At 64.0% G+C, this 21,030-nt stretch carries 18 protein-coding genes; 9 read left to right on the top strand and 9 right to left on the bottom strand.

All coding sequences use genetic code 11. The features are described 5' to 3' along the window. The first annotated feature begins 42 nt into the window (after positions 1-42). Together P3T18_RS19110 and P3T18_RS19115 are read left to right on the top strand one after the other, a co-directional pair. Positions 43-1,059 carry a zinc-binding alcohol dehydrogenase family protein gene (locus P3T18_RS19110; protein WP_429301511.1) on the top strand — a complete coding sequence of 339 codons (1,017 nt, stop codon included), beginning with the start codon at positions 43-45 and terminating at the stop codon, positions 1,057-1,059. A 229-nt stretch (positions 1,060-1,288) separates the two neighbouring features. Then, the gene (locus tag P3T18_RS19115) at positions 1,289-1,888 is read left to right on the top strand and encodes a DUF6013 family protein (protein WP_429301512.1); all 600 of its coding nucleotides are present in this window, start codon (positions 1,289-1,291) and stop codon (positions 1,886-1,888) included. Positions 1,889-1,939: 51 nt separating this feature from the next. Here P3T18_RS19115 and P3T18_RS19120 read toward each other — a convergent pair whose 3' ends face one another. Then, a complete protein-coding gene (locus P3T18_RS19120) occupies positions 1,940-2,746 on the bottom strand; it encodes an ABC transporter permease (RefSeq protein WP_429301513.1) in 807 nt (268 codons plus the stop codon). Further along, entirely contained in the window at positions 2,743-3,453 is a 711-nt protein-coding gene (locus P3T18_RS19125; RefSeq protein ID WP_429301599.1) for an ABC transporter ATP-binding protein, read from the bottom strand. Before P3T18_RS19125 ends, P3T18_RS19120 begins: the two co-directional genes overlap by 4 nt. A 176-nt stretch (positions 3,454-3,629) precedes the next feature. Between P3T18_RS19125 and P3T18_RS19130 the strand changes: the two genes are divergently transcribed. Then, positions 3,630-6,122 carry an AsmA family protein gene (locus P3T18_RS19130; RefSeq protein ID WP_429301514.1) on the top strand — a complete coding sequence of 831 codons (2,493 nt, stop codon included), beginning with the start codon at positions 3,630-3,632 and terminating at the stop codon, positions 6,120-6,122. A gap of 2 nt (positions 6,123-6,124) precedes the next feature. Then, positions 6,125-6,289: a hypothetical protein gene (locus P3T18_RS19135; RefSeq protein WP_429301515.1), complete on the top strand. Its 165-nt coding sequence runs from the start codon at positions 6,125-6,127 to the stop codon at positions 6,287-6,289. Positions 6,290-6,368: 79 nt separating this feature from the next. On the opposite strand, the gene P3T18_RS19140 is transcribed toward P3T18_RS19135, so the two are convergent. Beyond that, the gene (locus tag P3T18_RS19140; protein WP_429301600.1) at positions 6,369-6,860 is read right to left on the bottom strand and encodes a hypothetical protein; all 492 of its coding nucleotides are present in this window, start codon (positions 6,858-6,860) and stop codon (positions 6,369-6,371) included. Positions 6,861-7,264: 404 nt separating this feature from the next. Between P3T18_RS19140 and P3T18_RS19145 the strand changes: the two genes are divergently transcribed. The 3 genes from P3T18_RS19145 to P3T18_RS19155 all read left to right on the top strand — a co-directional run bounded on the left by P3T18_RS19145 (position 7,265) and on the right by P3T18_RS19155 (position 11,508). Continuing rightward, entirely contained in the window at positions 7,265-8,875 is a 1,611-nt protein-coding gene (locus P3T18_RS19145) for a sensor histidine kinase (RefSeq protein ID WP_429301516.1), read from the top strand. Positions 8,876-8,974: 99 nt separating this feature from the next. Then, complete coding sequence (locus tag P3T18_RS19150; RefSeq protein WP_429301517.1) at positions 8,975-9,454, top strand: response regulator; 480 nt, start codon at positions 8,975-8,977, stop codon at positions 9,452-9,454. 80 nt (positions 9,455-9,534) lie between these two features. Beyond that, positions 9,535-11,508, top strand: coding sequence for a response regulator (locus tag P3T18_RS19155; RefSeq protein ID WP_429301518.1), 1,974 nt, complete (start codon positions 9,535-9,537; stop codon positions 11,506-11,508). A gap of 97 nt (positions 11,509-11,605) precedes the next feature. Here P3T18_RS19155 and mscL read toward each other — a convergent pair whose 3' ends face one another. From mscL to mfd, 4 genes are all read right to left on the bottom strand, one after another. Further along, a complete protein-coding gene (gene mscL, locus P3T18_RS19160; RefSeq protein WP_429301519.1) occupies positions 11,606-12,055 on the bottom strand; it encodes a large conductance mechanosensitive channel protein MscL in 450 nt (149 codons plus the stop codon). Positions 12,056-12,143: 88 nt separating this feature from the next. After that, positions 12,144-13,178: a threonine/serine dehydratase gene (locus P3T18_RS19165; protein ID WP_429301520.1), complete on the bottom strand. Its 1,035-nt coding sequence runs from the start codon at positions 13,176-13,178 to the stop codon at positions 12,144-12,146. A 76-nt stretch (positions 13,179-13,254) separates the two neighbouring features. Further along, positions 13,255-14,502 carry an acetylornithine deacetylase gene (argE, locus tag P3T18_RS19170; protein ID WP_429301521.1) on the bottom strand — a complete coding sequence of 416 codons (1,248 nt, stop codon included), beginning with the start codon at positions 14,500-14,502 and terminating at the stop codon, positions 13,255-13,257. A 163-nt stretch (positions 14,503-14,665) separates the two neighbouring features. Then, positions 14,666-18,148 (bottom strand): transcription-repair coupling factor, encoded by a 3,483-nt coding sequence (gene mfd / locus P3T18_RS19175; RefSeq protein WP_429301522.1) that lies wholly within the window; start codon positions 18,146-18,148, stop codon positions 14,666-14,668. Positions 18,149-18,268: 120 nt separating this feature from the next. Here mfd and ispD point away from each other — a divergent pair, with 120 nt between their 5' ends. Further along, entirely contained in the window at positions 18,269-18,985 is a 717-nt protein-coding gene (gene ispD, locus P3T18_RS19180; RefSeq protein ID WP_429301523.1) for a 2-C-methyl-D-erythritol 4-phosphate cytidylyltransferase, read from the top strand. Between the two features lie 110 nt (positions 18,986-19,095). Then, positions 19,096-19,575: a 2-C-methyl-D-erythritol 2,4-cyclodiphosphate synthase gene (ispF, locus tag P3T18_RS19185; RefSeq protein WP_429301524.1), complete on the top strand. Its 480-nt coding sequence runs from the start codon at positions 19,096-19,098 to the stop codon at positions 19,573-19,575. A 103-nt stretch (positions 19,576-19,678) separates the two neighbouring features. Here ispF and P3T18_RS19190 read toward each other — a convergent pair whose 3' ends face one another. Both P3T18_RS19190 and P3T18_RS19195 read right to left on the bottom strand, forming a co-directional pair. Next, the gene (locus P3T18_RS19190) at positions 19,679-20,203 is read right to left on the bottom strand and encodes a carboxymuconolactone decarboxylase family protein (RefSeq protein WP_429301525.1); all 525 of its coding nucleotides are present in this window, start codon (positions 20,201-20,203) and stop codon (positions 19,679-19,681) included. A gap of 75 nt (positions 20,204-20,278) precedes the next feature. Next, positions 20,279-20,827 carry a peroxiredoxin gene (locus P3T18_RS19195; protein ID WP_429301526.1) on the bottom strand — a complete coding sequence of 183 codons (549 nt, stop codon included), beginning with the start codon at positions 20,825-20,827 and terminating at the stop codon, positions 20,279-20,281. Positions 20,828-21,030 lie beyond the last annotated feature (203 nt).

Genomic DNA, 21,030 nt, shown 5'->3' on the forward strand with positions numbered 1-21,030 from the left:
CTTCATTCCAACCTCTTCGATATTCAAAACCAGGAGCCTGTCATGAAAGCCGTAGGTCTTTACCGCTATTTGCCGATCGACCAGAACGAATCGCTCGTCGACGTCGAAATCAGTCAGCCGGAGGCGACCGGACGTGACCTGCTCGTGAAGGTCGAAGCGATCTCGGTCAATCCGGTCGACACCAAAGTGCGCGCGCCGAAAGAGACCGTCGAAAAAGCGCCGCGCGTGCTCGGCTGGGACGCTGCCGGCACGGTCGCCGCGGTCGGTCCGGAGGTGACCTTGTTCAAGGTGGGCGATCCGGTGTTTTACGCGGGCAGCATCACGCGGCCCGGCGCGAACAGCGAGTTTCATCTGGTCGACGAGCGCATCGTTGGGCGCAAACCGGCGTCGCTCGATTTCAGTCATGCCGCCGCCTTGCCGCTGACGGCGATCACCGCATGGGAAGCGCTGTTCGACCGGCTCGGCGTGTCGCCGCAAGGCGCGCACGAAGGCCGCACGGTGTTGATCGTGGGCGGCGCGGGTGGTGTCGGCTCGATCGGTATCCAGCTCGCCAAACAGCTTGCGAAGCTGACGGTGATCGCAACGGCCTCGCGTCCGGCGTCCGCGAAATGGGCGAGCGAACTCGGCGCGGATCACATCGTCGATCACTTCGGCGACGTGCCCGCGCAGTTGAAGCAGATCGGGATCGACCAGGTCGATTACGTGCTGATCTTCAACGACACCGACCGTCATTTCCCGATGGCCGCGCAGATCATCAAGCCGCAAGGCGGCATCTGCTCGATCGTGGAAAACAGCAAGCCCGTGCCGGTCGAATTGCTGAAGGCAAAGAGTGCGGCGTTTCACTGGGAATTCATGTTCACGCGCTCGATGTTCGGCACGCCCGACATGATCGAACAGCACAAGCTGTTGACGGAAGTGGCGCGTCTCGTGGATTCCGGTTTGCTGCGCACCACGGTCGGTCAGGACCTCGGCACGATCAACGCGCAGAACCTGCGTCGCGCGCATGCGTTGCTCGAAGAAGGGCGCGCGATCGGCAAGCTGGTGTTGACCGGTTTCTAGCCGGCTGCGTTATCCGCAGGGCCGCGTGACGGGAAAACTGCGTCGGCGCAAGCGGGTTAACACCCGCTTGCAACGCAGCGCGCGCGGCGCCGCTTGGCGTTAGACTGACAGGGCAGCATGCTCAAACAGTTGCGTGTCTCGCGGCTCGCCCGGCGAGTGAACCTCCGGGCGATGTGCAGGCAGTAGCGCTTTCAGCGAGCGCGCAGCGGCACAACAAGGAGGTGACAGTATGCGCTCCAGCTTCAGACTCTCCGCCGTTTTCGCCCGCGTTCCGGCCGTTGCAGCGTTTGGCACGACGCTCGCCGCGACGTACGCGCTCTCGCTCGCGCCCGCGTTGTTCGCCCCGGCCGCCGAGGCCGCCACACCCATCACGGTCACGTCGCAGTCCGCGCTGGACGGCCCGATCCGCTACACGGTTCGCGTCACGTCCAAGCAGTTCGGCAACTCGCAGGAGACCCGCACCATCCGTTCGGGTGAGTCCGACGACTTCACGTGGAAGACCGTTCCGCCCGGCGGTCCGGTGCCGGGCACGGATGCCTGCCCGAACTACGCCTCGCTACCCATCGACACCAACGGCGCGATGATCCGTCAGACGCAGATCCGCTTTGCGCCGGTGGTAGGCGGCGATGGAACCGCGACGGTGCAACTGAACTTCCAGGCGCAGACGCCGCACGGTGTCAAAACCGTGACAGCGGGCGGCAAAACGCTCAAGTGTCCGAACGACGTCACTGTCAGTCAGATTTTGCGCTTCACGATGCCGGTGAACGGCAGCACCAAGACGCTGACGCTCAACGACGGCACGGAAGTCACGGTGACGGCCAAGCGCTGAAAGGCCCGGCTCTGAGGCGTGGGCGCGCCGTGTCGTGTCGTTCGATGTCGTTCAGCGCTGCGACGTGGCCCGCTCGACCAGCCGCGCCGACAGAAAGCGGTGCTCCGCCGAGAACAGCCGCCGATAGGTCAGCAGCACCGCGCCCACCGTGCCCAGCGCCGACGCCGCCGCGATCAGGAACATGATGACGATCTGATAACGCACGGCCTGTAGCGGCGACTGGCCGGCCAGCACCTGACCCGTCATCATGCCGGGCAGACTCACCACGCCCACCACGGCCATCTGGTTGAGCGTCGGCATCATGCCCGCGCGCACCGCCTGACGCGCGGGCGCCTGCGCCGCTTCCCAGCGCGTGGCGCCGAGTGCGAGCGCCATGTCGACGCGATCGCGCCGCGCCGTCAGTTCCTCCGTCATCCGTTCGATGCCGAGCGATACGCCCGTGAGCGTATTGCCTAGGATCATGCCGAGAATCGGAATCGCGTATTGCGGCTCGTACCACGGATGAATGCGGATCACCACGAACAGGCCGACCGCCGCCACGAGCCACGAACTGACCCAGATCGACAGCACGCTGTCCGCGCGTTGTCCGGCATAGGTGCGGCTGCCGCGTCCCGCGCCCGCGAAGCCGGCGATCAGCGTCATCACGATCATCAAAGGCAGGACGACGAACCAGTGGTCGTACCGGAACACCCAGCCGAGCACGTAGCCGATCGCCAATAGCTGCACGATGGTCCGCAGCGCAGCCCAGGCGAGCTTGCGTTCGAGATCGAGTTTGAGCGCGACTGAAATCGCGCCGTTCACAACGATCAGCAACGCGGCGATCGCGACGTCCCAGAGACTCAGATTCTGCAAGGTCATTGTGGCGTTTCCTCGTGAGTCTGCGCCGCGCTGGACTCGTCCAGCACGCCGGCGCGCATGGTGAGGTGACGGTCGCTCATGCGTGCGGCCTGCGCCGGATCGTGCGAGACCCATATCGATGCATGGCGTCCGCGTTCGGCATCGAACCAGGCCTGCACCAGCGCTTCGATGGCATGCGACGACTCCGGGTCCAGCGAGGCCGTCGGTTCGTCGAGCAGCAGCACTTCGGGCGTGAGTTGCAACACGCGGATCAGCGCGGCGATCTGCGCCTCGCCGCCCGACAGTTCGCTCGCCCGCTGATCGAGAAAGCCGTCGCCGCGACCGGCCTGCTTCGCGAGACTCGCGGCGCGCGCGCGATCGAAACGCACGTCGCGATAAGCGCGCAATTCGAACGGATAGCGGAGGTTGTCTTCGACGCTACCGTCGAGCAGCGCGGGACGCTGCCGGATATACGCGACATTGCGCCGGTAACGTGGGATGGAAGCACGTTCGACCGGCGCGCCATGCCATGCGATGCGTCCTGCATCAATTGGATCGAGCAGCGCGAGCGCGCGTAAAAACACGCTTTTGCCGGAGCCGGACGGGCCGGTTATCGCGACCCGGTCGCCGGCATGGAGGCCGAAGCGGGTAGGTTGCAGCAACATCTGGCCGCGCAGCGCGTCGCGTCGGGTGATGCCGTCGGCGAGGACGATGGGAACATCGGTCATGAGTCGGAAAAGTGGCGTCGGTAAGGTGGGGGAATAGATGCTCTTGAATGTAGCGGCACTGTAGCGCACCCATGCCACGCGGCTCGACGGGATCAACACCGCCGTGGCCAGCCTTTTGTCAGGCATGTAACGTGCTGCCCGAAGCTCAATAAGAACGAAACCGCGGAGCCTTTGCAATGGCAGTGTCGAGCACGACAGGAAGACGAATTGCAAAAATCATCGCATGGTTGGTGGCGATCATCGTCATTCTGATCGTTGCGTTGACCATCTTTATTCTCACCTTCGACTGGAACCGGGCCCGCCCGTGGGTCAACGACAAGGTCACTCAGGCGATCGGCCGTCCTTTCGCGATCAATGGCGATCTGAAAGTGGGCTGGCGGCATCCGGTGGGCGAGACAGGCTGGCGCGGCTGGGTGCCATGGCCGCGATTCTCGGCCGCCAATATCACCGTCGGCAATCCCGACTGGACCAAACAGCCGAACTTCGCCTCGCTCGACGAAATCGATTTCCAGGTCAAGGTGTTGCCGCTGCTCGCGCACGACATCGTCATTCCGAGCATCAACCTGGTCAATCCTTCGGTCGATCTCGAACGGCTGCTCGACGGACGCAACAACTGGACGTTCAAGCTGCAGGCGTCGAGCGGCCCATCGGAATGGAAGCTCGATCTGCACGATATCGCGTTTGCCAAGGGTAACGTGGCCTTGTCGGACCAGCAGAAGAAGGTCGATCTGCAGATGGCGATCGACACGCTCGGCCAGCCGATTCCCATCGGCGAGGCGATGAAGCAGCAGGAAGCGGCGTCGCGCAGTGCGTCGGCCGAAGCGATCGGCAAGGCCGGTGCGAGCAAGCTGACGGCACAGGCGAATGCGGCCGCGGCTTCCGAGGCGTCGGCGGCGGCCGCCGCAGCGGCGTCGGGTTCGGCGTCGTCGGAGGTCAATGCGTCGGAGACGACGGCGGCCACTGGGGCGTCGGGCGCACTGACGGCGGGCGGCGCGAGCGGCGCGAGCGCGGCGGCGTCGGGCACGTCTACCACGGCCTCGGGCGCGAGCGAGACTGCAAGTGGAACCGCGAGCCGAACCGACATCCCGCCTTACGCGATCGGCTGGACCGTCAAAGGCACGTATAACAAGACGCCGGTGTCGGGCAGCGGCAAGGTCGGCGGCGTGCTGGCCCTGCAGGATGCCAACCGGCCGTTCCCCGTGCAGGCCGACGTGAAAGCCGGCGATCTGCATGTCGGCCTCGTCGGCACGATTACCGACCCGGCGCATCTGGCCGCCGTCGATCTGCGCCTCTGGCTGCAGGGCAACAGCATGGCGCGCCTGTATTCGCTGACCGGCGTGACCTTGCCGGACACGCCGCCGTACGCGACCGAAGGGCGCCTCGTCGGCCAGTTCAAGCAGGGCGGGAATGTCTTCAAGTATGAAAACTTTACAGGCCGCGTCGGCGGTAGCGATCTGAACGGCTCGCTGACCTACACGGCGCGCGAGCCGCGGCCGCTGTTGCAGGGCGAACTCGTGTCGCATCTGCTGCAGTTCTCCGATCTGGCGCCGGTGATCGGCGCGGATTCGAACGCGAGCAAGGCCAAACGCGGCGACGCCACGGCGCAGCCGAGCAACAAGGTGTTGCCGGTCGAAGAATTCCGCACCGACCGCTGGAAGGCCATCGACGCCGACGTGAAGTTCACCGGCCGCCGCATCGTGAAGGACACGAATCTGCCGATCACCGATCTGTACACGCATGTCGTGATGACCGATGGCGTGCTTTCGCTCGAGCCGCTGAAGTTCGGCGTCGCGGGCGGCTCGCTCGCGTCGAATATTCATCTGGACGGCAGCACGACGCCGCTGAAGGGACGCTTCGCGACCTCGGCGCGGCATCTGAAGCTCAAGCAGCTGTTCCCGAACTTCAAGACGATGCAGAACGCGTTGGGCGAAATCAACGGCGACGCCGCGCTGACGGCGACCGGCAATTCGCCGGCTGCGCTCGCCGCCACCTCGAACGGCGAAGTGAAGGCGCTCGTGACCGACGGCACGGTCAGCCGTCTGCTGATGGAAGCGGCCGGCCTGAACGTGGCGAACGTGGTCTACGAAAAGCTGTTCGGCAATCGCGACGTGAAGATCAACTGCGCCGCGGCGGACTTCGTCGCGACCAACGGCGTACTCGACTCACGCGTGTTCGCGCTCGACACCGACGACGCGGTCATCAACATCGACGGCAACGTGAATCTGCGCGACGAGTCGATGGATCTTGGCGTGCATCCGCATACCAAGGGATTCCGCGTGTTCTCGCTGCGCTCGCCGCTGTACGTGAAAGGCACGTTCAAGGACCCGCACGTCGGCGTGAACGCGGCGGCGCTGGCCTTGCGTGGCGGCGCGGCCGTGGGTCTCGGTCTCATCAATCCGTTCGCCGCGCTGATTCCGCTGCTTGCGCCGAGCAACAACAAGCCGCTGCCGTGCGACCAGTTGCTCTCGCAGGTTCGTCAGGCGCCCACGGCGCCGCCGCCCGGCGTCAAGCAGGCGCCCAAGCCGGCGATTTCGCTCGACGGCGCGCCGGTGAACAAGTCCTCGGGCAGCGCGTCGGCGCCGTCGAAGGCGCCCGCGCGTGCCAACAGCACGCCGCGTCAGCCGGCGACGATGTCGCCCGCCAGCGCGGCCGAATACAAAGGGAGCTGATCATGTCGCCATTCATTTCGCTACTGCCGGCAGGATGGGTCGAATGGGCGTTCGGCGGCGGCCTCTCGCTGATCTTCCTGTGGGCGATCAGCGTCGCGCCTGCGCGAGGCGACGTGAATGAATTCGAAAGGGAAGACGTGCGGGTGTCGGGCGCTTACAGAAACTAGCGGCACGCACGAAACGAAAAACCGGCGGCGGCAGATTGCCGGCGCCGGTTCAAAAAGAATGGTGAATTACCTGACGGACCTACCGCAATGATCGCGGTGCGGCATCGCCGGCGGCGTCCTGCCGCCGCACGCCACGGCGAGCGCCGACTCGGGTGGCACCGAACTCCGGAAGAATCTTGCCGCGGGCGCGGCTGGCGAACACCAGGAAGCCGAAGCCATCCGCTTCATACCAGTAGCCGCCGTTTTCGAGGCCGTCGAGCGGTTGCTCCAGCGCGTTGGTAATCGACTCGATGCAGCGACGACGCAATTCGGCTGGCGCGGGGTAGGGAGGTTGTGCTCCGCGCACGCTGCATAGCAGGACGTCGAGCCCAGGCAACACGTGCGCATACAACACCGGTTCGTCCTGCGCGCGGGCGCGCGCAATTTTGGTGTCGAGCTGACCGAACGGTTTGAAATGCCGTAGCACCGCGAGGAACGACTCATCGCCGTCCACCTTCGCGCGCCTACGCTTTTTCGGGAAGGACATAAAAATTCGCCTGAAAAAGAATTGCAAGAAACGCAGCGTCCTCATGCGACCACTCCCGGCTTCGCGCGCCGCTCGTCGATCTTTTATAGCATACGACAAGGCCGGATTCACGGTGATTCGACGACTTCGCCGCCCCACCGCTTCCCGCACGAATCATGCCGAATCGCCTCGCCGCACGCTTTCGCTTCCCAACACATCTGTCTCCATCATAGACTCACGTGCTGCCGAAAAAACATCTTGCACCAATAAAAAAGTCATTTTTATGTGGGCAAGCGCATCTTGCCACTGCATTGAAATATCTCACATTCACGTCGATAATGGCCCGTCCGGTTGCATTGCACCGTGCGGCAGCGTGCCTATCTATCTGGCATGACGCGCAAGGTGCGCGTGAACGCCGGCGCCGGTTGTCCTCACGCGTAGTCGCGGCTTGAACGATCCTTCGGGCGAACATGAAACTCTTCACCAAGGGTCTGCTGCTGATCGCAGTGCCGAGCGTGGTCGAGCTGGCGCTCCTGGGCGTCGTCTTCGATACCCAGCAGCAGACGGCACAAGCCGCGCAGTGGGTCGCCAACAGCAAGCAGATTCTTTACCAGTCGTCGGCCATCGTCGAGCCGCTGCTGCGCCAGGCGGCGCGCGTGCGCACGGCCATGGTCGTCGGCGATCCGTCGTTCATCGACCGTCGCAGTGTCTGGGTCGATCTCGGCGACCGCCTGTCCAACCTCGCCAGCCTCGTGGCCGATACGCCGCAACAGGCCGAGCGCGTGCGTAAAATGCAAGTCGCGATCGACGCCTATCGCACGCAAACGGCCGAGATTTCACAGGCGCTGCACGAGGGCGGCAATGCCCGCGCGTTCGCTGCGCTGGAGACGGGGCCGCTGCCGCAGCAGGTCGCCCTGTTTCGCGACGAACTCAGCGCGTTTGCAACCGAGGCGACGCGCCTCGACGCCGAGCGCGGCGCTGCGCTTGCGCGTCGGCGGGCGCGTCAGCAATATGCGCTGATCGCCGCGGTGCTCGGCTCGATGCTGATCTGGGCCGGCACGGCGGTGATGTTTTCGCGCGGCATCGGCCGTCGGCTGGCGGTGCTGACGGACAACGCCGAGCGTCTGGGCAGCGGTCGCGCGCTGGCGGCGCCGTTGTCGGGCAACGACGAAATCGCCTCGCTCGACGCGGTGCTGCACCAGACCGGCGCGCGTTTGCGCGCAGCGGAAAACGATCAGGCCACGCTCAAGGCGCGGCTCGAAGCGCGCGCCAAAGAACTGGCGGGCGTCAACGAAGAGTTGCGCCAGGAAACGCAAGACAACGAAATGTTCATCTACAGCGTGTCGCACGATTTGCGCTCGCCGCTGGTGAATCTGCAAGGCTTTTCGAAAGAGTTACAGGTCTCGTGCGACGAACTCGACAGCATGGTCGCGCAGGCGAATCTGCCGGACAGCGAACATCGGCGTCTGACGCATATTCTCGACGGCGACGTGCGCGAGTCGCTGCAATATCTGCGCACCGCCGTGACACGGGCCGCAGCTATCATCGACGCGCTGTTGCGTATTTCACGCGCCGGGCGGCTCGAATACCAGTGGCAACGCGTGAGCGTGGGGCGCGCGGTGGGACGCGTGGTGGACGCATTGCAAGGTGCGATCACCCAGCGTGCGGTGGTGGTCACCGTGCGCGAGTTGCCGCCCGCCTGGGGCGATCCGGGCGCCATCGAACAGATATTCGGCAACCTGATCGGCAATGCGCTGAACTATCTCGATCCGGCGCGTAACGGGCGCATCGAGATCGGCGCGCTGGACTCGGAGCCGGTGGACGAAACGGAGCCGCGCGCGCTGCGCACGCGCACGTATTACGTGCGCGACAACGGTCTCGGCATTCCGGCCGCGTATATGTCGAAAGTGTTTCGCGCGTTCCAGCGTCTGCACGGCGACGTGGCGAACGGCGACGGCATCGGGCTCGCGGTGGTGAGGCGCATGGTGGAGCGGCATGGGGGCCGCGTGTGGGTGGAGTCGGCGGAGGGTGCGGGGTCGACGTTTTTCGTCGTCCTGCCGGAACAGCCGACGCGTCTCTGAGCGGCTTCGGGCGTCGGGATGCCTGAAGCTTGCGTGAGCGGCGCGGCGTGCGAGAATCTGGAACGCCTGATTCCAACGGATCGTTAGCACGGAGCGGATATGAGTCAAGGGAAAACGGTCAGCATCGTGCTGATCGAAGACGACGACGGCCACGCCACGTTGGTGGAGCGCAATCTGCGCCGTGCCGGCATTTCCAACGGGTTCGTGCGCTTTCACGACGGCCAGCAGGCGCTCGACTATTTCTTCGGACCCGCGCCGACGGACGCCGCCGCGAACGGTCTGCCGGCACGCGAAGATCTGACGAATTTCGTCGTGCTGCTGGACCTGAAAATGCCGCGCGTCGACGGTTTCGAGGTTCTGCGGCGTCTGAAAGAATCGCCGCTGACGGCGGCCGTGCCGGTGATCGTGCTCACCACCACGGACGACCCGCGCGAAATTACCCGCTGCTACGAACTCGGCTGCAACGTCTATATCACCAAGCCGGTCGAATACGATGCGTTCATCGAAGCGGTGCGCCGTCTCGGCTTCTTCCTGCAAGTGGTCAAGCTGCCGCCGGGGCACCGATTCAGCAAGCCGTAGCCGTCGCGCTGCGGCGAAGGCGCGCCGAAAGCGCCGTATGACAACATAATCACATCAGACCTAGCCAGAGAAGACTTCGCATGACCGAAGAAGTGTCCACGCAACCCGCGGCCTACGTGCTGGTCGTCGATGACGACGAAGGCATCCTGCGGCTCGCGCGCAAGTCGCTCGAGCGGGCAGGCTGCCGCGTCGCGATCTGCAACAGTGTGGAAGCGGCACGCGAACGGCTTGCCGCCGGAGGCCCCGATCTGCTGGTGCTCGATTACCAGTTGAGCGGCCCGGAAACCGGCCTCGATTTCTTCCGGCGCTTGCGCACGGAAGGCGTGCGGATCCCGGCCATTCTCGTGACGGGTTTCACCGACGAATCGCGCGTGATCGAAGCATTGCGCGCCGGGGTGTCCGACGTCGTGCCGAAATCCGGCGATTATCTCGACTATCTGCCCGAAGCCGTCGAGCGCGTGCTGTCGCAGGTGCGTCTGCAGAAGGCCTCGGACGAAGCCTTGCTGCTGCGCGATCGCGAACAGCATTACCGCACGCTCTCGGAAGCGTTGCCGCATCTGGTATTGACCTGCAACGCGGCGGGCGACTGCGATTTTCTGTCCAAGCAATGGTTCGACTACACCGGGCTCGCCGAAAGCAGTTCGTTGGGTCTCGCGTGGCTCGACGCCGTGCATCCGGACGATCGTGAGCAGGTTCGGCAAAGCTGGCTCAAGGCGGTGTCGAGCGGGGCGGCCGATTACCGCCACGAATTGCGCATCCGCCGTCACGATGGCGAATACCGCTGGTTCGACGCGCGCGCGGTTGCCATGCGCGACGCCGACGGCACGGTCAGGAAGTGGTTCGGCAGTTGCACCGACATCCATACGCAGCGCGAGGCCATCGAGGAACGCGAACGTCTGCTTGCGTCCGAGCAGGCCGCGCGGCAAACCGCCGAGGACGCCAACCGGGCGAAAGACCGCTTCCTCGCCATGCTGTCGCACGAGTTGCGTACGCCGCTCACGCCGGTGCTGGCCGGTGCCAGCGTGCTCGAAATGATTCCCGGCATGCCCGAACAGGCGCGCGCGAGCGTGCGCATGATCCGCCGCAACGTCGAACTCGAAGCACGCTTGATCGACGATCTGCTCGACCTGACGCGCGTGGCGAACGGCAAGCTGCGGCTCTCGCTCGAAACGGTGGACGTGAACGACGTGATCGACAGCGTGCTCGAACTGTTTCGCAGCGAAATTCAGGTCAAGCAGCAGGACGTGCACATCCAGAAGCTGGCCCAGCATCACTACGTGCTGGCCGATCGCGCGCGCCTGCAGCAGATGTTGTGGAACCTCATCCGCAATGCCGCCAAGTTCACGCCCGACGGCGGCCATATCTACGTCCGCACGCGCGACGAACGCATGCACGTGCAGATTTCGGTCGAAGACACGGGCATCGGCATCGAGCCCGAACAGATCGGCAAGCTGTTCAATGCGTTCGAGCAGGGCAACCAGAACATGACGCGACAATTCGGCGGCCTCGGTCTCGGTCTCGCGATTACCAAGGCGCTGACCGACGTGCACGGCGGCACCGTCACCGCGCAGAGCCCCGGTGCGCACTGCGGCGCCACCTTCACCATCACGCTTCCGACCGCCGCTGCGCCGCTCGAAACGACGCCGGTGGTGGCGGCCAGCGAAGTGCACGCCGCGAGTCTGTTGAACATTCTGCTGATCGAAGATCACGAAGACACGGCCGAGGTCATGGCGCAGCTGATTCGCACTTTGGGTCACGATGTCACGGTCGTAGGCCGGGTAGACGATGCCCTGGCGGCAACCCAGTTGCAGGAATTCGATCTGGTAATCAGCGACGTGGGTTTGCCCGACGGCACCGGCCTCGATTTCGTCAAGGCGTTCCGCGAGCGCTCGGACGTGCCGGCGGTCGCCCTGACGGGTTTCGGCACCGACGAGGACGTGCGCCGTTGTCTGAGCGCGGGCTTCAGCTCGCATCTCACCAAGCCTGTCAATTTCGGCCAGCTTGAAACGATGATCGACAGCGCGGCGAGCGTGAAGGCGCAGAAAGAGGCGTAGCGTTGCGCCATCGCGCGCGAGGTGCTGGACATGAAAAAGGCCTGCTGTGTGAATCGCTCACACAGCAGGCCTTTCTGTTTGCGCCAATAGCTGCCCGTTACGGACGCGGCGCACCCTTCAACGAATCGCGAATCTCGCGCAACAGCAGCACGTCTTCAGGCGTGGGCGGTGGCTCGGCCGGCGCGGCTTCAGCGGGCTTGCGCAGATTGTTGATGAACTTGACCATCAGAAAGATGATGAACGCGAGAATCACGAAGTTGATGGCGACCGTAATGAACGAGCCATAACCGAACACCGCGACACCTGCTGTTTGCAGGTCTTTATACGATTCGGGACTGCCTTTGAAACTCGGCGGGATGTCGCCGAGACGGATGAACTTGTTGGAGAAATCGAGGCCGCCCGTAGCGACGCCGACAACCGGCATGATCAGGTCTTTCACAACTGAATTGACGATGGTGGAAAACGCGCCGCCGATAATCACCCCGACCGCGAGATCCATTACGTTGCCCTTGAGGGCGAATTCCTTGAATTCCTTGACCATGCTCATACAGGTTCCTCCCAGAAGTCGATGGGTCAATGATACCAACCTGATAAGGATAGGCTAGTCTTTTGGCCGGGAATGTGAGGATTGATTTTTATTCTGGAAAGTGTGACTCACCATGACGCGCATGCTCGATGTGCGTGGCAAAAGTGACCGGGTCGGTGTTGGTGCCGCAAAGCAGAACGCCCACGCGTTTGCCTTGCAAGGTTTCGCGCAGCGGTCCGAGCAAGGCCGCGGTAGCAGCGGCACAAGCGGGCTCGACGGCCAGCTTCAGTTGTCCGAACAAGGTCAGCATGGCCGAGCGCAGCTGGTTGTCGGATACGGTGACGAGCTGGTCGATATGGCGGCGACACAGTTCGTAGCTGTATTGCTCGGTATGCGGCGCGGCCAGCGAATCGGCGATGGTGTGCATGTGACCCATCTTGATGGTGTGATTGGCCGCGAAACTCTTGCCCATTGCGTCCGAGCCTTCGGGCTCCACGCCATACACATGCACGTTCGGATTGGCGAGGCGCATGGCGGTGGACACGCCGGCCGCAAGCCCGCCGCCGCCGATGGGCACGATCACCGCGTCGAGATCGGGCGTTTGCGTGGCCCATTCGTAGCCGAGCGTGGCCGAACCCAGCACCGTGCGATAGCCGTTGAACGGATGCACGAACACGCGGCCTTCTTCGGCTTCGATGCGACGCACGAGATCGAACGCTTCGGCGATGTTGTCGGCGAATACGATGTCGGCGCGATACTGCCGGCACAGCGCGATGCGCGCAGGGTTCGCCGCGTGGAACAGCACCACCTTCGCGCTGATGCCGAGGCGCATGGCCGCGTACGCCACGGCCACCGCATGATTGCCGCCCGACACGCACGTGACGCCCGCGCTGCGTTGCGCTTCGTCGAGTGCGAGCAGGTTGGTGAACGCGCCGCGCGCCTTGAAACTGCCGCTTGCCTGCAACAACTCGAACTTGAAATTGACCACCGTGCCTTCGAGCGACGGGAAGTCCTGCCGGTCGAACACCGGCGTTCGCACGACCCACGGCGTCAACGCAAAATGCTGCGTGGCGATGTCGTCCAGCGTGGGGATCGGCTCGCCGTCGATCGTGTGGTCGGTGTGCTGCGGTGTAGCGGTTGACATGGCTTTGAGCGCGCGGCTAGGCGTGTTGCAGTGGATTGCCTCGATATGTCTATGACTCGTTTCGGCGCGCGCAGTTTCAGTGCGCGTGGGCCTCGACCGACATGCTGTGAATGAATTTCTGCAGGAAGCGCTCGCATGCCACGAGTTGATCCAGCGCCACGAATTCATTGGCCTTGTGCGCCTGCTGGATGTCGCCGGGGCCGCACACGATGCTCGGAATGCCGGCCAGCGAGAACAGACCGGCCTCGGTGCCGTACGCGACTTTGCGCTTGTCCTGATCGGCGGTGAGCGCGCGCACGAGTTGCGTGATGGCCGCTTGTTCAGACGAATCGAGCCCCGGCGCCGCGGCGATTTTGGTGATCTCGATCGCGGCGGAAGGATGCTCGCGCAACATCTTCGGCAGCAGCGTTTCGCGGGCGTACTGGTCGATGCGCGCGAAGATCGGTTCCGGGTCGAGCGTGGGCAGATTGCGGAATTCGAACTGGAATTTGCACTCGGCCGGCACCGTGTTGATCGCATTGCCGCCCACGATCGTGCTGGTTTGCGCGGTCGTGAAAGGTACGTCGTAGAGTTCGTCGAACGGGCCTTGCTCGCGGAACTGATCGGCCATGTCGCGGATATAGCAGATCAGGCGCGCGGCGTATTCGATGGCGTTCAGGCCTTTCGGCGTGAGCGACGAATGCGCCGCCTGGCCGCGCACGCAGCACTGATACGCATTGATGCCCTTGTGCGCCACGATCGGCCGCATGCTGGTCGGTTCGCCGACGATGCAGCCGTCCGGTTTCACGCCGCGCTTCATCAGATCGGCGATCAGGAGCGGCGCGCCGGCGCAGCCCACTTCTTCGTCGAACGAGAGGGCGAAGTGAATCGGCCTCGCGAGTTTGGTGCGCTGCATCTCGGGCACCATCGCGAGCGCCGCGCCGATGAAGCCTTTCATGTCGCAGGTGCCGCGACCGTAGAGTTTGTCGCCGCGCACTTCGGGCTTGAAGGGATCGCTGTCCCATTGCTGGCCGTCCACGGGCACGACGTCGGTGTGGCCCGAGAGCACCACGCCGCCGCTGGTTTCGCCGTCGTGGGCGGGAATCGTGGCGAACAGGTTGGCCCATTTGCCGTCGCGCTGGTCGTGCGTGAGGGTGGCTTCGATGCCGACGGCGCGCAGTTCGTCGCGCACGGTTTCGATCAGGCCGAGATTCGGATTGCGGCTCACCGTGTCCATCGACACGAGGCGGGTGACCCAGGGGAGCGAGGCGGGATTTGCAGCAGATGAGGCTTGAGCGGAGGCGGGTGTTGACGAGGACTGCGCTGAATCAGCGACGTAGGACATGACAAGACTCCAGCTTTTAAGTCTTTCGATCATACCCAAAAAAAATCGCCCCGTATGCTGCGGAACGCGTTTGCGCACCGCAGCATGAGCGAAAAACGGCCAGACGTAGCGCGTTTTTATCGTGCTGCGCCGACGGCCATGTCAGCGCAGCGCCACGTCGAGCTTAGCGCGCCGCGGCGGGAGAAGCGGTGCCGCGACTCGGCGTGCCGAGCGCGCGCAAGGTTTCCTTCACCGTCGCCACGCGCACGGCGAGGTCGGGGCTGCGGGTTTCGATGCGCAGCTTGTCCTGACCGGCGAGCTTGATGTGCTTGTGCTTCTGCACCATCTCGATGATCCGCATGGCGTCGATCGGCGGATTGGGGATGAACTGCAAGCCGATCACCGCTTCGCCCGCGTCGATCTTCGAAATGCCCAGCGGCTTCGCGGCAAGACGCAGACGATGCGTTTCCACCAGCGCATGCGCTTGCGGCGGCAACTTGCCGAAGCGGTCGATCAACTCTTCCTGGATGCTGTCGATCGAATCGCTGTGTTCGCAATTGGCGAGCCGCTTGTAGAGCGACAAACGCTCCTGCACGTCGCCGCAATAGTCCGCCGGCAAGATGGCGGGCGCATGCAGGTTGATCTCGGTGGTAGCGGCGAGCGGCGCGGTGAGATCGGGCTCCTTGCCTTCCTTGAGCGCTTTCACGGCGTCGTTGAGCATGTCCGTGTAGAGCTGGAAGCCGATCTCGTGAATCTCGCCGGATTGCTTGTCGCCCAGCACTTCGCCCGTGCCGCGAATTTCCAGGTCGTGCATGGCGAGATAGAAGCCCGAGCCGAGTTCTTCCATCTGCTGGATGGCTTCGAGACGGCGTTGCGCCTGCTTGGTGAGACCTTGCGGGTCATGCACGAGCAGATACGAATACGCCTGGTGATGCGAGCGGCCCACGCGGCCACGCAACTGGTGCAATTGCGCAAGGCCGAATTTGTCGGCGCGGTGAATCAGGATGGTGTTCGCGCTCGGCACGTCGATGCCGGTTTCGATAATGGTCGTGCACAGCAGAACGTTGGCGCGTTGCGCGACGAAATCGCGCATCACGCGTTCGAGTTCGCGTTCGTGCATCTGGCCGTGAGCGACTGCGATGCGTGCTTCGGGCACGAGTGCCTCGAGCATCTGCCGGCGGTTCTCGATGGTCTCGACCTCGTTGTGCAGGAAGTACACCTGACCGCCGCGCTTGAGCTCGCGCAGCATGGCTTCGCGAATCACGCTGTCTTCTTCGCGACGCACGAAGGTCTTGATCGCGAGGCGCTTTTGCGGCGCGGTGGCGATGACCGAAAAATCGCGCAGTCCTTCGAGCGCCATGCCGAGCGTACGCGGGATCGGCGTGGCGGTGAGGGTGAGCACATCCACCTCGGCGCGCAAGGCCTTCAGCGCCTCTTTCTGACGCACGCCGAAGCGATGTTCTTCGTCGATGACCACGAGGCCGAGGCGCTTGAACTGCACGTCGGACGACAGCAGCTTGTGCGTGCCGATCACGATGTCCACGGTGCCTTCGTTGATCTGCTGGATCGCCGCGCTCACTTCCTTGGCCGACTTGAAGCGCGAGAGTTCGGCGATGCGTACCGGCCAGTCGGAGAAGCGGTCCGTGAAGGTTTGCGTGTGCTGTTCGGCAAGCAGCGTGGTGGGCGAGAGCAGGGCGACCTGCTTGCCGCCCATCACGGCGATGAACGCGGCGCGCAGCGCGACCTCGGTCTTGCCGAAACCGACGTCGCCGCACACGAGACGGTCCATCGGTTTGCCGCTCGTCATGTCGCCGATCACGGCGGCGATGGCCGCCGCCTGGTCGGGCGTTTCCTCGAAGCCGAAGCTCTCGGCGAACTTCACGTAGTCTTTCGGTTCGAGCGGGAACGCGTGACCTTCGCGCGCGGCGCGGCGCGCGTACAGGTTCAGCAGTTCGGCCGCGGTGTCGCGGATCTGCTGCGCTGCCTTGCGCTTGGCCTTTTCCCACTGGCCGGAACCGAGCGAATGCAGCGGCGCGCTTTCCGGATCGGCGCCGCTATAGCGCGAGATCACGTGGAGTTGCGCGACCGGCACGTACAGCTTGCTCTCGCCCGCGTATTCGAGGTGCAGGAACTCGGTCTCGCCCTCGCCGAGGTCCATGGTCACGAGGCCCATGTACCGGCCGATGCCGTGCTGCGAATGCACGACCGGATCGCCGACCTTCAGCTCGGACAGATCGCGCACCATCGAATCGACGTTGCTCGCCTGTTCCTGGCGGCGGCGTCCCGCGCGGCGCGCGAGCGGCCCGTAAATTTCCGTTTCGGTGATGATCGCAATGCCGTCGACCGGCACGGCAAAGCCGTTGGCGAGCGGCGCGACGCCCAGCGAGAAACGCGCGTCGCTGCTCAGCCACTCCTGGAAACTGTCGCTCGACGTGGGGCGCAGATGATTGTCGGCCAGCAGTTGCAGCAGCGTTTCGCGCCGTCCCGCCGATTCGGCGGCGAACAGCACGCGGTTCGGCGTGCTGTCCAGATAGGCGCGCAGGGCGGCGATCGGATCGTCCGCGTGACGGTCGATCGCCAGATTGGGCAATGGGATCGACCAGCCGCCGCCCGCGTTGGCGGGCAACTGAAGGCGCGCGAAAGGCTTGGCGAAAGTGAAGAAGTCTTCGTCTGTCAGGAACAGGCGCTTCGGTTCGAGAATCGGCCGGTCGCGGTCGTGCGAGAGGAAGTTGTGGCGCTGCTTCGTGTCGTTGGTGAAGCGCCGGATCGCCGCGTCCAGATCGCCGACGAACGCGAGTTGCGCGCCTTCCGGCAGATAGTGGAACAGCGTGGCCGTTTCCTCGAAGAAAAGCGGCAGATAGTATTCGATGCCGGCCGACGGCACGCCGTTGCCGATGTCTTTATAGATCGACGCGCGGCTCGGGTCGCCCTCGAAGGTCTCGCGCCAGCGGCTGCGAAAGGCCGTGCGCGCGGCTTCGTCGAAGGGAAACTCGCGGCCCGGCAAGAGGCGCACGTCTTTGACCGGATACAGGCTGCGCTGCGTGTCCGGGTCGAACGCGCGGATCGAGTCGACCTGGTCGTCGAACAGGTCGATCCGGTAGGGCAAGGGCGAGCCCATCGGGAAAAGATCGAGCAGCGAGCCGCGTACGCAGTATTCGCCCGGACGCACCACCTGGCTCACGTGTTCGTAGCCGGCGAGCGTCAACTGTGCCTTCAGCTTGGCTTCGTCCAGACGCTCGCCTTGCGAGAACGCGAAGGTATAGGCCGCCATGAACGACGCCGGCGGCATGCGGTAGAGCGCCGTGGTGGCGGGCACCAGCAGGATGTCGCAGCGGCCTTCGCCGAGGTCGTGCAGGGTGGCGAGACGCTCGGAGACCAGATCCTGGTGCGGCGAAAAGGTGTCGTAAGGCAGCGTTTCCCAGTCGGGCAGCAGGCGCACGCGCGCTTCCGGGGCGAAAAAGCCGATTTCCTGCGACAGGCGCTGCGCGTCGACCGCGCTTTCGCAGACGACCGCCAGCAGCGGCACCTTCTCGCGGTAGGCGAGATGGTAGCGGGCGATCAGCAGCGCGTCGGACGAGCCGTGCGTGCCGTCGAAGGCAAAACGCTGGCCGGCCTTGACGAGCGCGACGGGCGGGGAGAACTGCGATGATGCGGCGATGTCTGGCATAGAAGGAAAAAGCGGCCTCGGGCTCACACGTGAGCGGCAAGTTTACGCGTGTCGGGGCGTGGATGCGAAGGACCTATTATAAAATCCGTCCTTTACTTTGACCTCGCGGCATCCGCACTCGTGACTTCCCGTCTTTTTGCCCTGATTCCGTGCGCTGGCACCGGCAGCCGTTCCGGCGCCGCGATGCCCAAACAATACCGCACTGTCGCCGGTCGCGACATGTTGCATTATTCGCTGGCGGCGTTCGACGCCTGCAGCGAGTTCGCCCAGACGCTGGTGGTGATCGCGCCGGACGACCAGCACTTCGACGCCCGCCGCTTCAACAACCTGCGTTTTGCGGTGCGTCGCGCGGGCGGGGCCTCGCGTCAGGCGTCGGTGCTCAACGGTCTGCACGCGCTGGCCGAGTTCGGTGCTCACGACGACGACTGGGTGCTGGTGCACGACGCCGCGCGTCCCGGCATCACGCCGGCGCTGATCCGCACGCTGGTCGGCGCGCTCAAGGACGACGCCGTGGGCGGCATCATGGCTCTGCCGGTGGCCGACACGCTCAAGCGTATCGACGCGGCGTCCACCGACAACCGGATTGCCCGCACCGAAGCGCGCGACGGACTCTGGCAGGCGCAGACGCCGCAGATGTTCCGCATCGGCATGCTGCGCGAGGCGATTCTGCGGGCGCAGGCCGACGGTCACGATCTGACCGACGAGGCGAGCGCGATCGAATGGCTCGGTCATGCGCCGAAGCTGGTGCAGGGCAGCTTGCGCAACTTCAAGGTCACTTATCCGGAAGACTTCGATCTGGCCGAGGCAATTCTCAGCCGGCCGGTTGCGGCTTCGTGATCTGTCTTTGGTCAGGATCCGGTGCCGGTCTCATCGGCGTGGTTCACTGACCTGTTTCGCTCGCTCATTTTGCTGAATTATTTTTGGTGAACAACACGGACTCATTGCATATGGATTTCAGAATTGGCCAGGGGTACGACGTGCATGCGCTCGTGCCGGGACGTCCGTTGATCATCGGCGGCGTGACGATTCCCTACGAACGCGGTCTGCTCGGACATTCGGATGCGGACGTGCTGCTGCACGCCATCACGGATGCGATTTTCGGCGCGGCGGCGATGGGCGACATCGGTCGCCACTTCTCCGATACCGATGCGAAATTCGCCGGCGCGGATAGCCGTGTTCTGTTGCGCGAATGTTTTGCGCGCGTGAAGGCGGCGGGCTTTTCGATTGCCAACGTCGATAGCAGCGTCGTGGCGCAGGCACCGAAGCTCGCTCCGCATATCGACGGTATGCGTGCGAACATCGCGGCGGACCTCGAACTGCCGCTCGATCGCGTCAACGTGAAAGCGAAGACCAACGAAAAGCTCGGCTATCTCGGCCGAGGCGAGGGTATCGAAGCCCAGGCGGCCGTGCTGCTCATCAAGAACTGATCTTTTTGGTTTGCTGTGCGCGCGTCCCGCCCGAATGGGTTGGGCGCGCACGCCGTTGCACGCGCCGCTGCGCACGCCGTTGCACGCGCCACTGCGTACGCCACTATTTCCCTTCCGCGGCGATACATTGCGCGGTGGCGTTGACCACCGCGGCGATCCGTCCCACGTCGCGCAGTTGCGTCGAACTCATGCCTTCCGCCACCAGCGTATCGAAGTGCGATTTCACGCAGAAGTGACATTTGCCGATAATCGATGCCGCCAGCGCATACATCTCGAAGCGCCGCTTGTCCACGCCGCCGTGCGACGCATAGGCATTCATGCGCAACTGCGCCGGCTGCGACTTGAGGTCCGCGCTGCCGGTCATCTCGACGTACGGATACCAGACATTGTTCATGCCCATCAGCGCGGCGGCGGTGAGGGCGCCGTTGGTTTCTTCCGGCGAGAGCACGCCGCCATTGCGGATCGCGTCGACGATCACCGTGCTTTTCGCGGCGAACGCCGCGGCGAGCGCCACGCCCACCGCGTCATTGCCTTCGAGCGACGAGCGCGCGATGGTGCCGTCCAGATTCAGCCGGATGTCCTTGGCATAGTCCGGGACGAGCGCCTTGATGGAAGACAGGAATTCCATGGCCATCTCCTTTGCGTGTGTCGATAAAAAAAGCCCGCGGCTCCTGCGAGCTCGGCGGGCTTCCGACGGCGCGGCTTAAAGCGTGGCGCCGCCCACCGAACGGTTGCAAGGACACAACTCGTCGGTTTGCAGACCGTCGAGAATGCGCAGCACTTCTTCGGGATTGCGGCCCACGTTCAGGTTGTTCACCGACACGTGCTGGATCGTGTTGTCCGGATCGATGATGAAGGTGGCACGCAGCGCCACGCCGGCTTCCTTGTCACGCACGCCGAGCTGGTCGATGAGTTCGCCCTTCACGTCACCGAACGCATAGTGGTTCAGCTTGCTCAGGTCCTTGTGCTCGCGACGCCACGCCAGCTTCACGAACTCGTTGTCGACGCTGCCGCCCATCAGCACGGCATCGCGTTCTTCGAAGTCTTTGGCGAGCTTGCCGAATTCGACGATTTCGGTCGGGCACACGAACGTGAAGTCTTTCGGGTAGAAGTAGACGATCTTCCACTTGCCCGGAAACGACTGCTCCGTGATTTCTTCAAATGCCGACACGCCGTTTTCTTCGTGATGGTTAAAGCCCGGCTTGGCAGCAGTGACGGTGAACGCTTCGACTTTATCGCCAACGGTTTTCATGCGAATGCTCCTTCGTGAGAGGAAAAAAACAGCATGCTCAAGGCTACGAGCCCGATATAACGAGCGCGTTACAGGTTCTGACTATAGTTGCCGGGAATTGTTCGGCCAGTAGTTTTTGGCTACCGGGCTGAGGAGTTGGTATCCAACGCAACGATCGGTTGCGGCGCGACGTGCTGGGGATTGGGGGGGTGAAAGCGCCTGAA

Source organism: Paraburkholderia sp. GAS199, from assembly GCF_050436585.1.
Lineage (GTDB): Bacteria > Pseudomonadota > Gammaproteobacteria > Burkholderiales > Burkholderiaceae > Paraburkholderia.

Coding starts and splice junctions, on each gene's coding strand:
- P3T18_RS19110 (WP_429301511.1), top strand. CDS start 43: ATGAAAGCCGTAGGTCTTTACCGCTATTTGCCGATCGACCAGAACGAA.
- P3T18_RS19115 (WP_429301512.1), top strand. CDS start 1,289: ATGCGCTCCAGCTTCAGACTCTCCGCCGTTTTCGCCCGCGTTCCGGCC.
- P3T18_RS19120 (WP_429301513.1), bottom strand. CDS start 2,746: ATGACCTTGCAGAATCTGAGTCTCTGGGACGTCGCGATCGCCGCGTTG.
- P3T18_RS19125 (WP_429301599.1), bottom strand. CDS start 3,453: ATGACCGATGTTCCCATCGTCCTCGCCGACGGCATCACCCGACGCGAC.
- P3T18_RS19130 (WP_429301514.1), top strand. CDS start 3,630: ATGGCAGTGTCGAGCACGACAGGAAGACGAATTGCAAAAATCATCGCA.
- P3T18_RS19135 (WP_429301515.1), top strand. CDS start 6,125: ATGTCGCCATTCATTTCGCTACTGCCGGCAGGATGGGTCGAATGGGCG.
- P3T18_RS19140 (WP_429301600.1), bottom strand. CDS start 6,860: ATGAGGACGCTGCGTTTCTTGCAATTCTTTTTCAGGCGAATTTTTATG.
- P3T18_RS19145 (WP_429301516.1), top strand. CDS start 7,265: ATGAAACTCTTCACCAAGGGTCTGCTGCTGATCGCAGTGCCGAGCGTG.
- P3T18_RS19150 (WP_429301517.1), top strand. CDS start 8,975: ATGAGTCAAGGGAAAACGGTCAGCATCGTGCTGATCGAAGACGACGAC.
- P3T18_RS19155 (WP_429301518.1), top strand. CDS start 9,535: ATGACCGAAGAAGTGTCCACGCAACCCGCGGCCTACGTGCTGGTCGTC.
- mscL (WP_429301519.1), bottom strand. CDS start 12,055: ATGAGCATGGTCAAGGAATTCAAGGAATTCGCCCTCAAGGGCAACGTA.
- P3T18_RS19165 (WP_429301520.1), bottom strand. CDS start 13,178: ATGTCAACCGCTACACCGCAGCACACCGACCACACGATCGACGGCGAG.
- argE (WP_429301521.1), bottom strand. CDS start 14,502: ATGTCCTACGTCGCTGATTCAGCGCAGTCCTCGTCAACACCCGCCTCC.
- mfd (WP_429301522.1), bottom strand. CDS start 18,148: ATGCCAGACATCGCCGCATCATCGCAGTTCTCCCCGCCCGTCGCGCTC.
- ispF (WP_429301524.1), top strand. CDS start 19,096: ATGGATTTCAGAATTGGCCAGGGGTACGACGTGCATGCGCTCGTGCCG.
- P3T18_RS19190 (WP_429301525.1), bottom strand. CDS start 20,203: ATGGAATTCCTGTCTTCCATCAAGGCGCTCGTCCCGGACTATGCCAAG.
- P3T18_RS19195 (WP_429301526.1), bottom strand. CDS start 20,827: ATGAAAACCGTTGGCGATAAAGTCGAAGCGTTCACCGTCACTGCTGCC.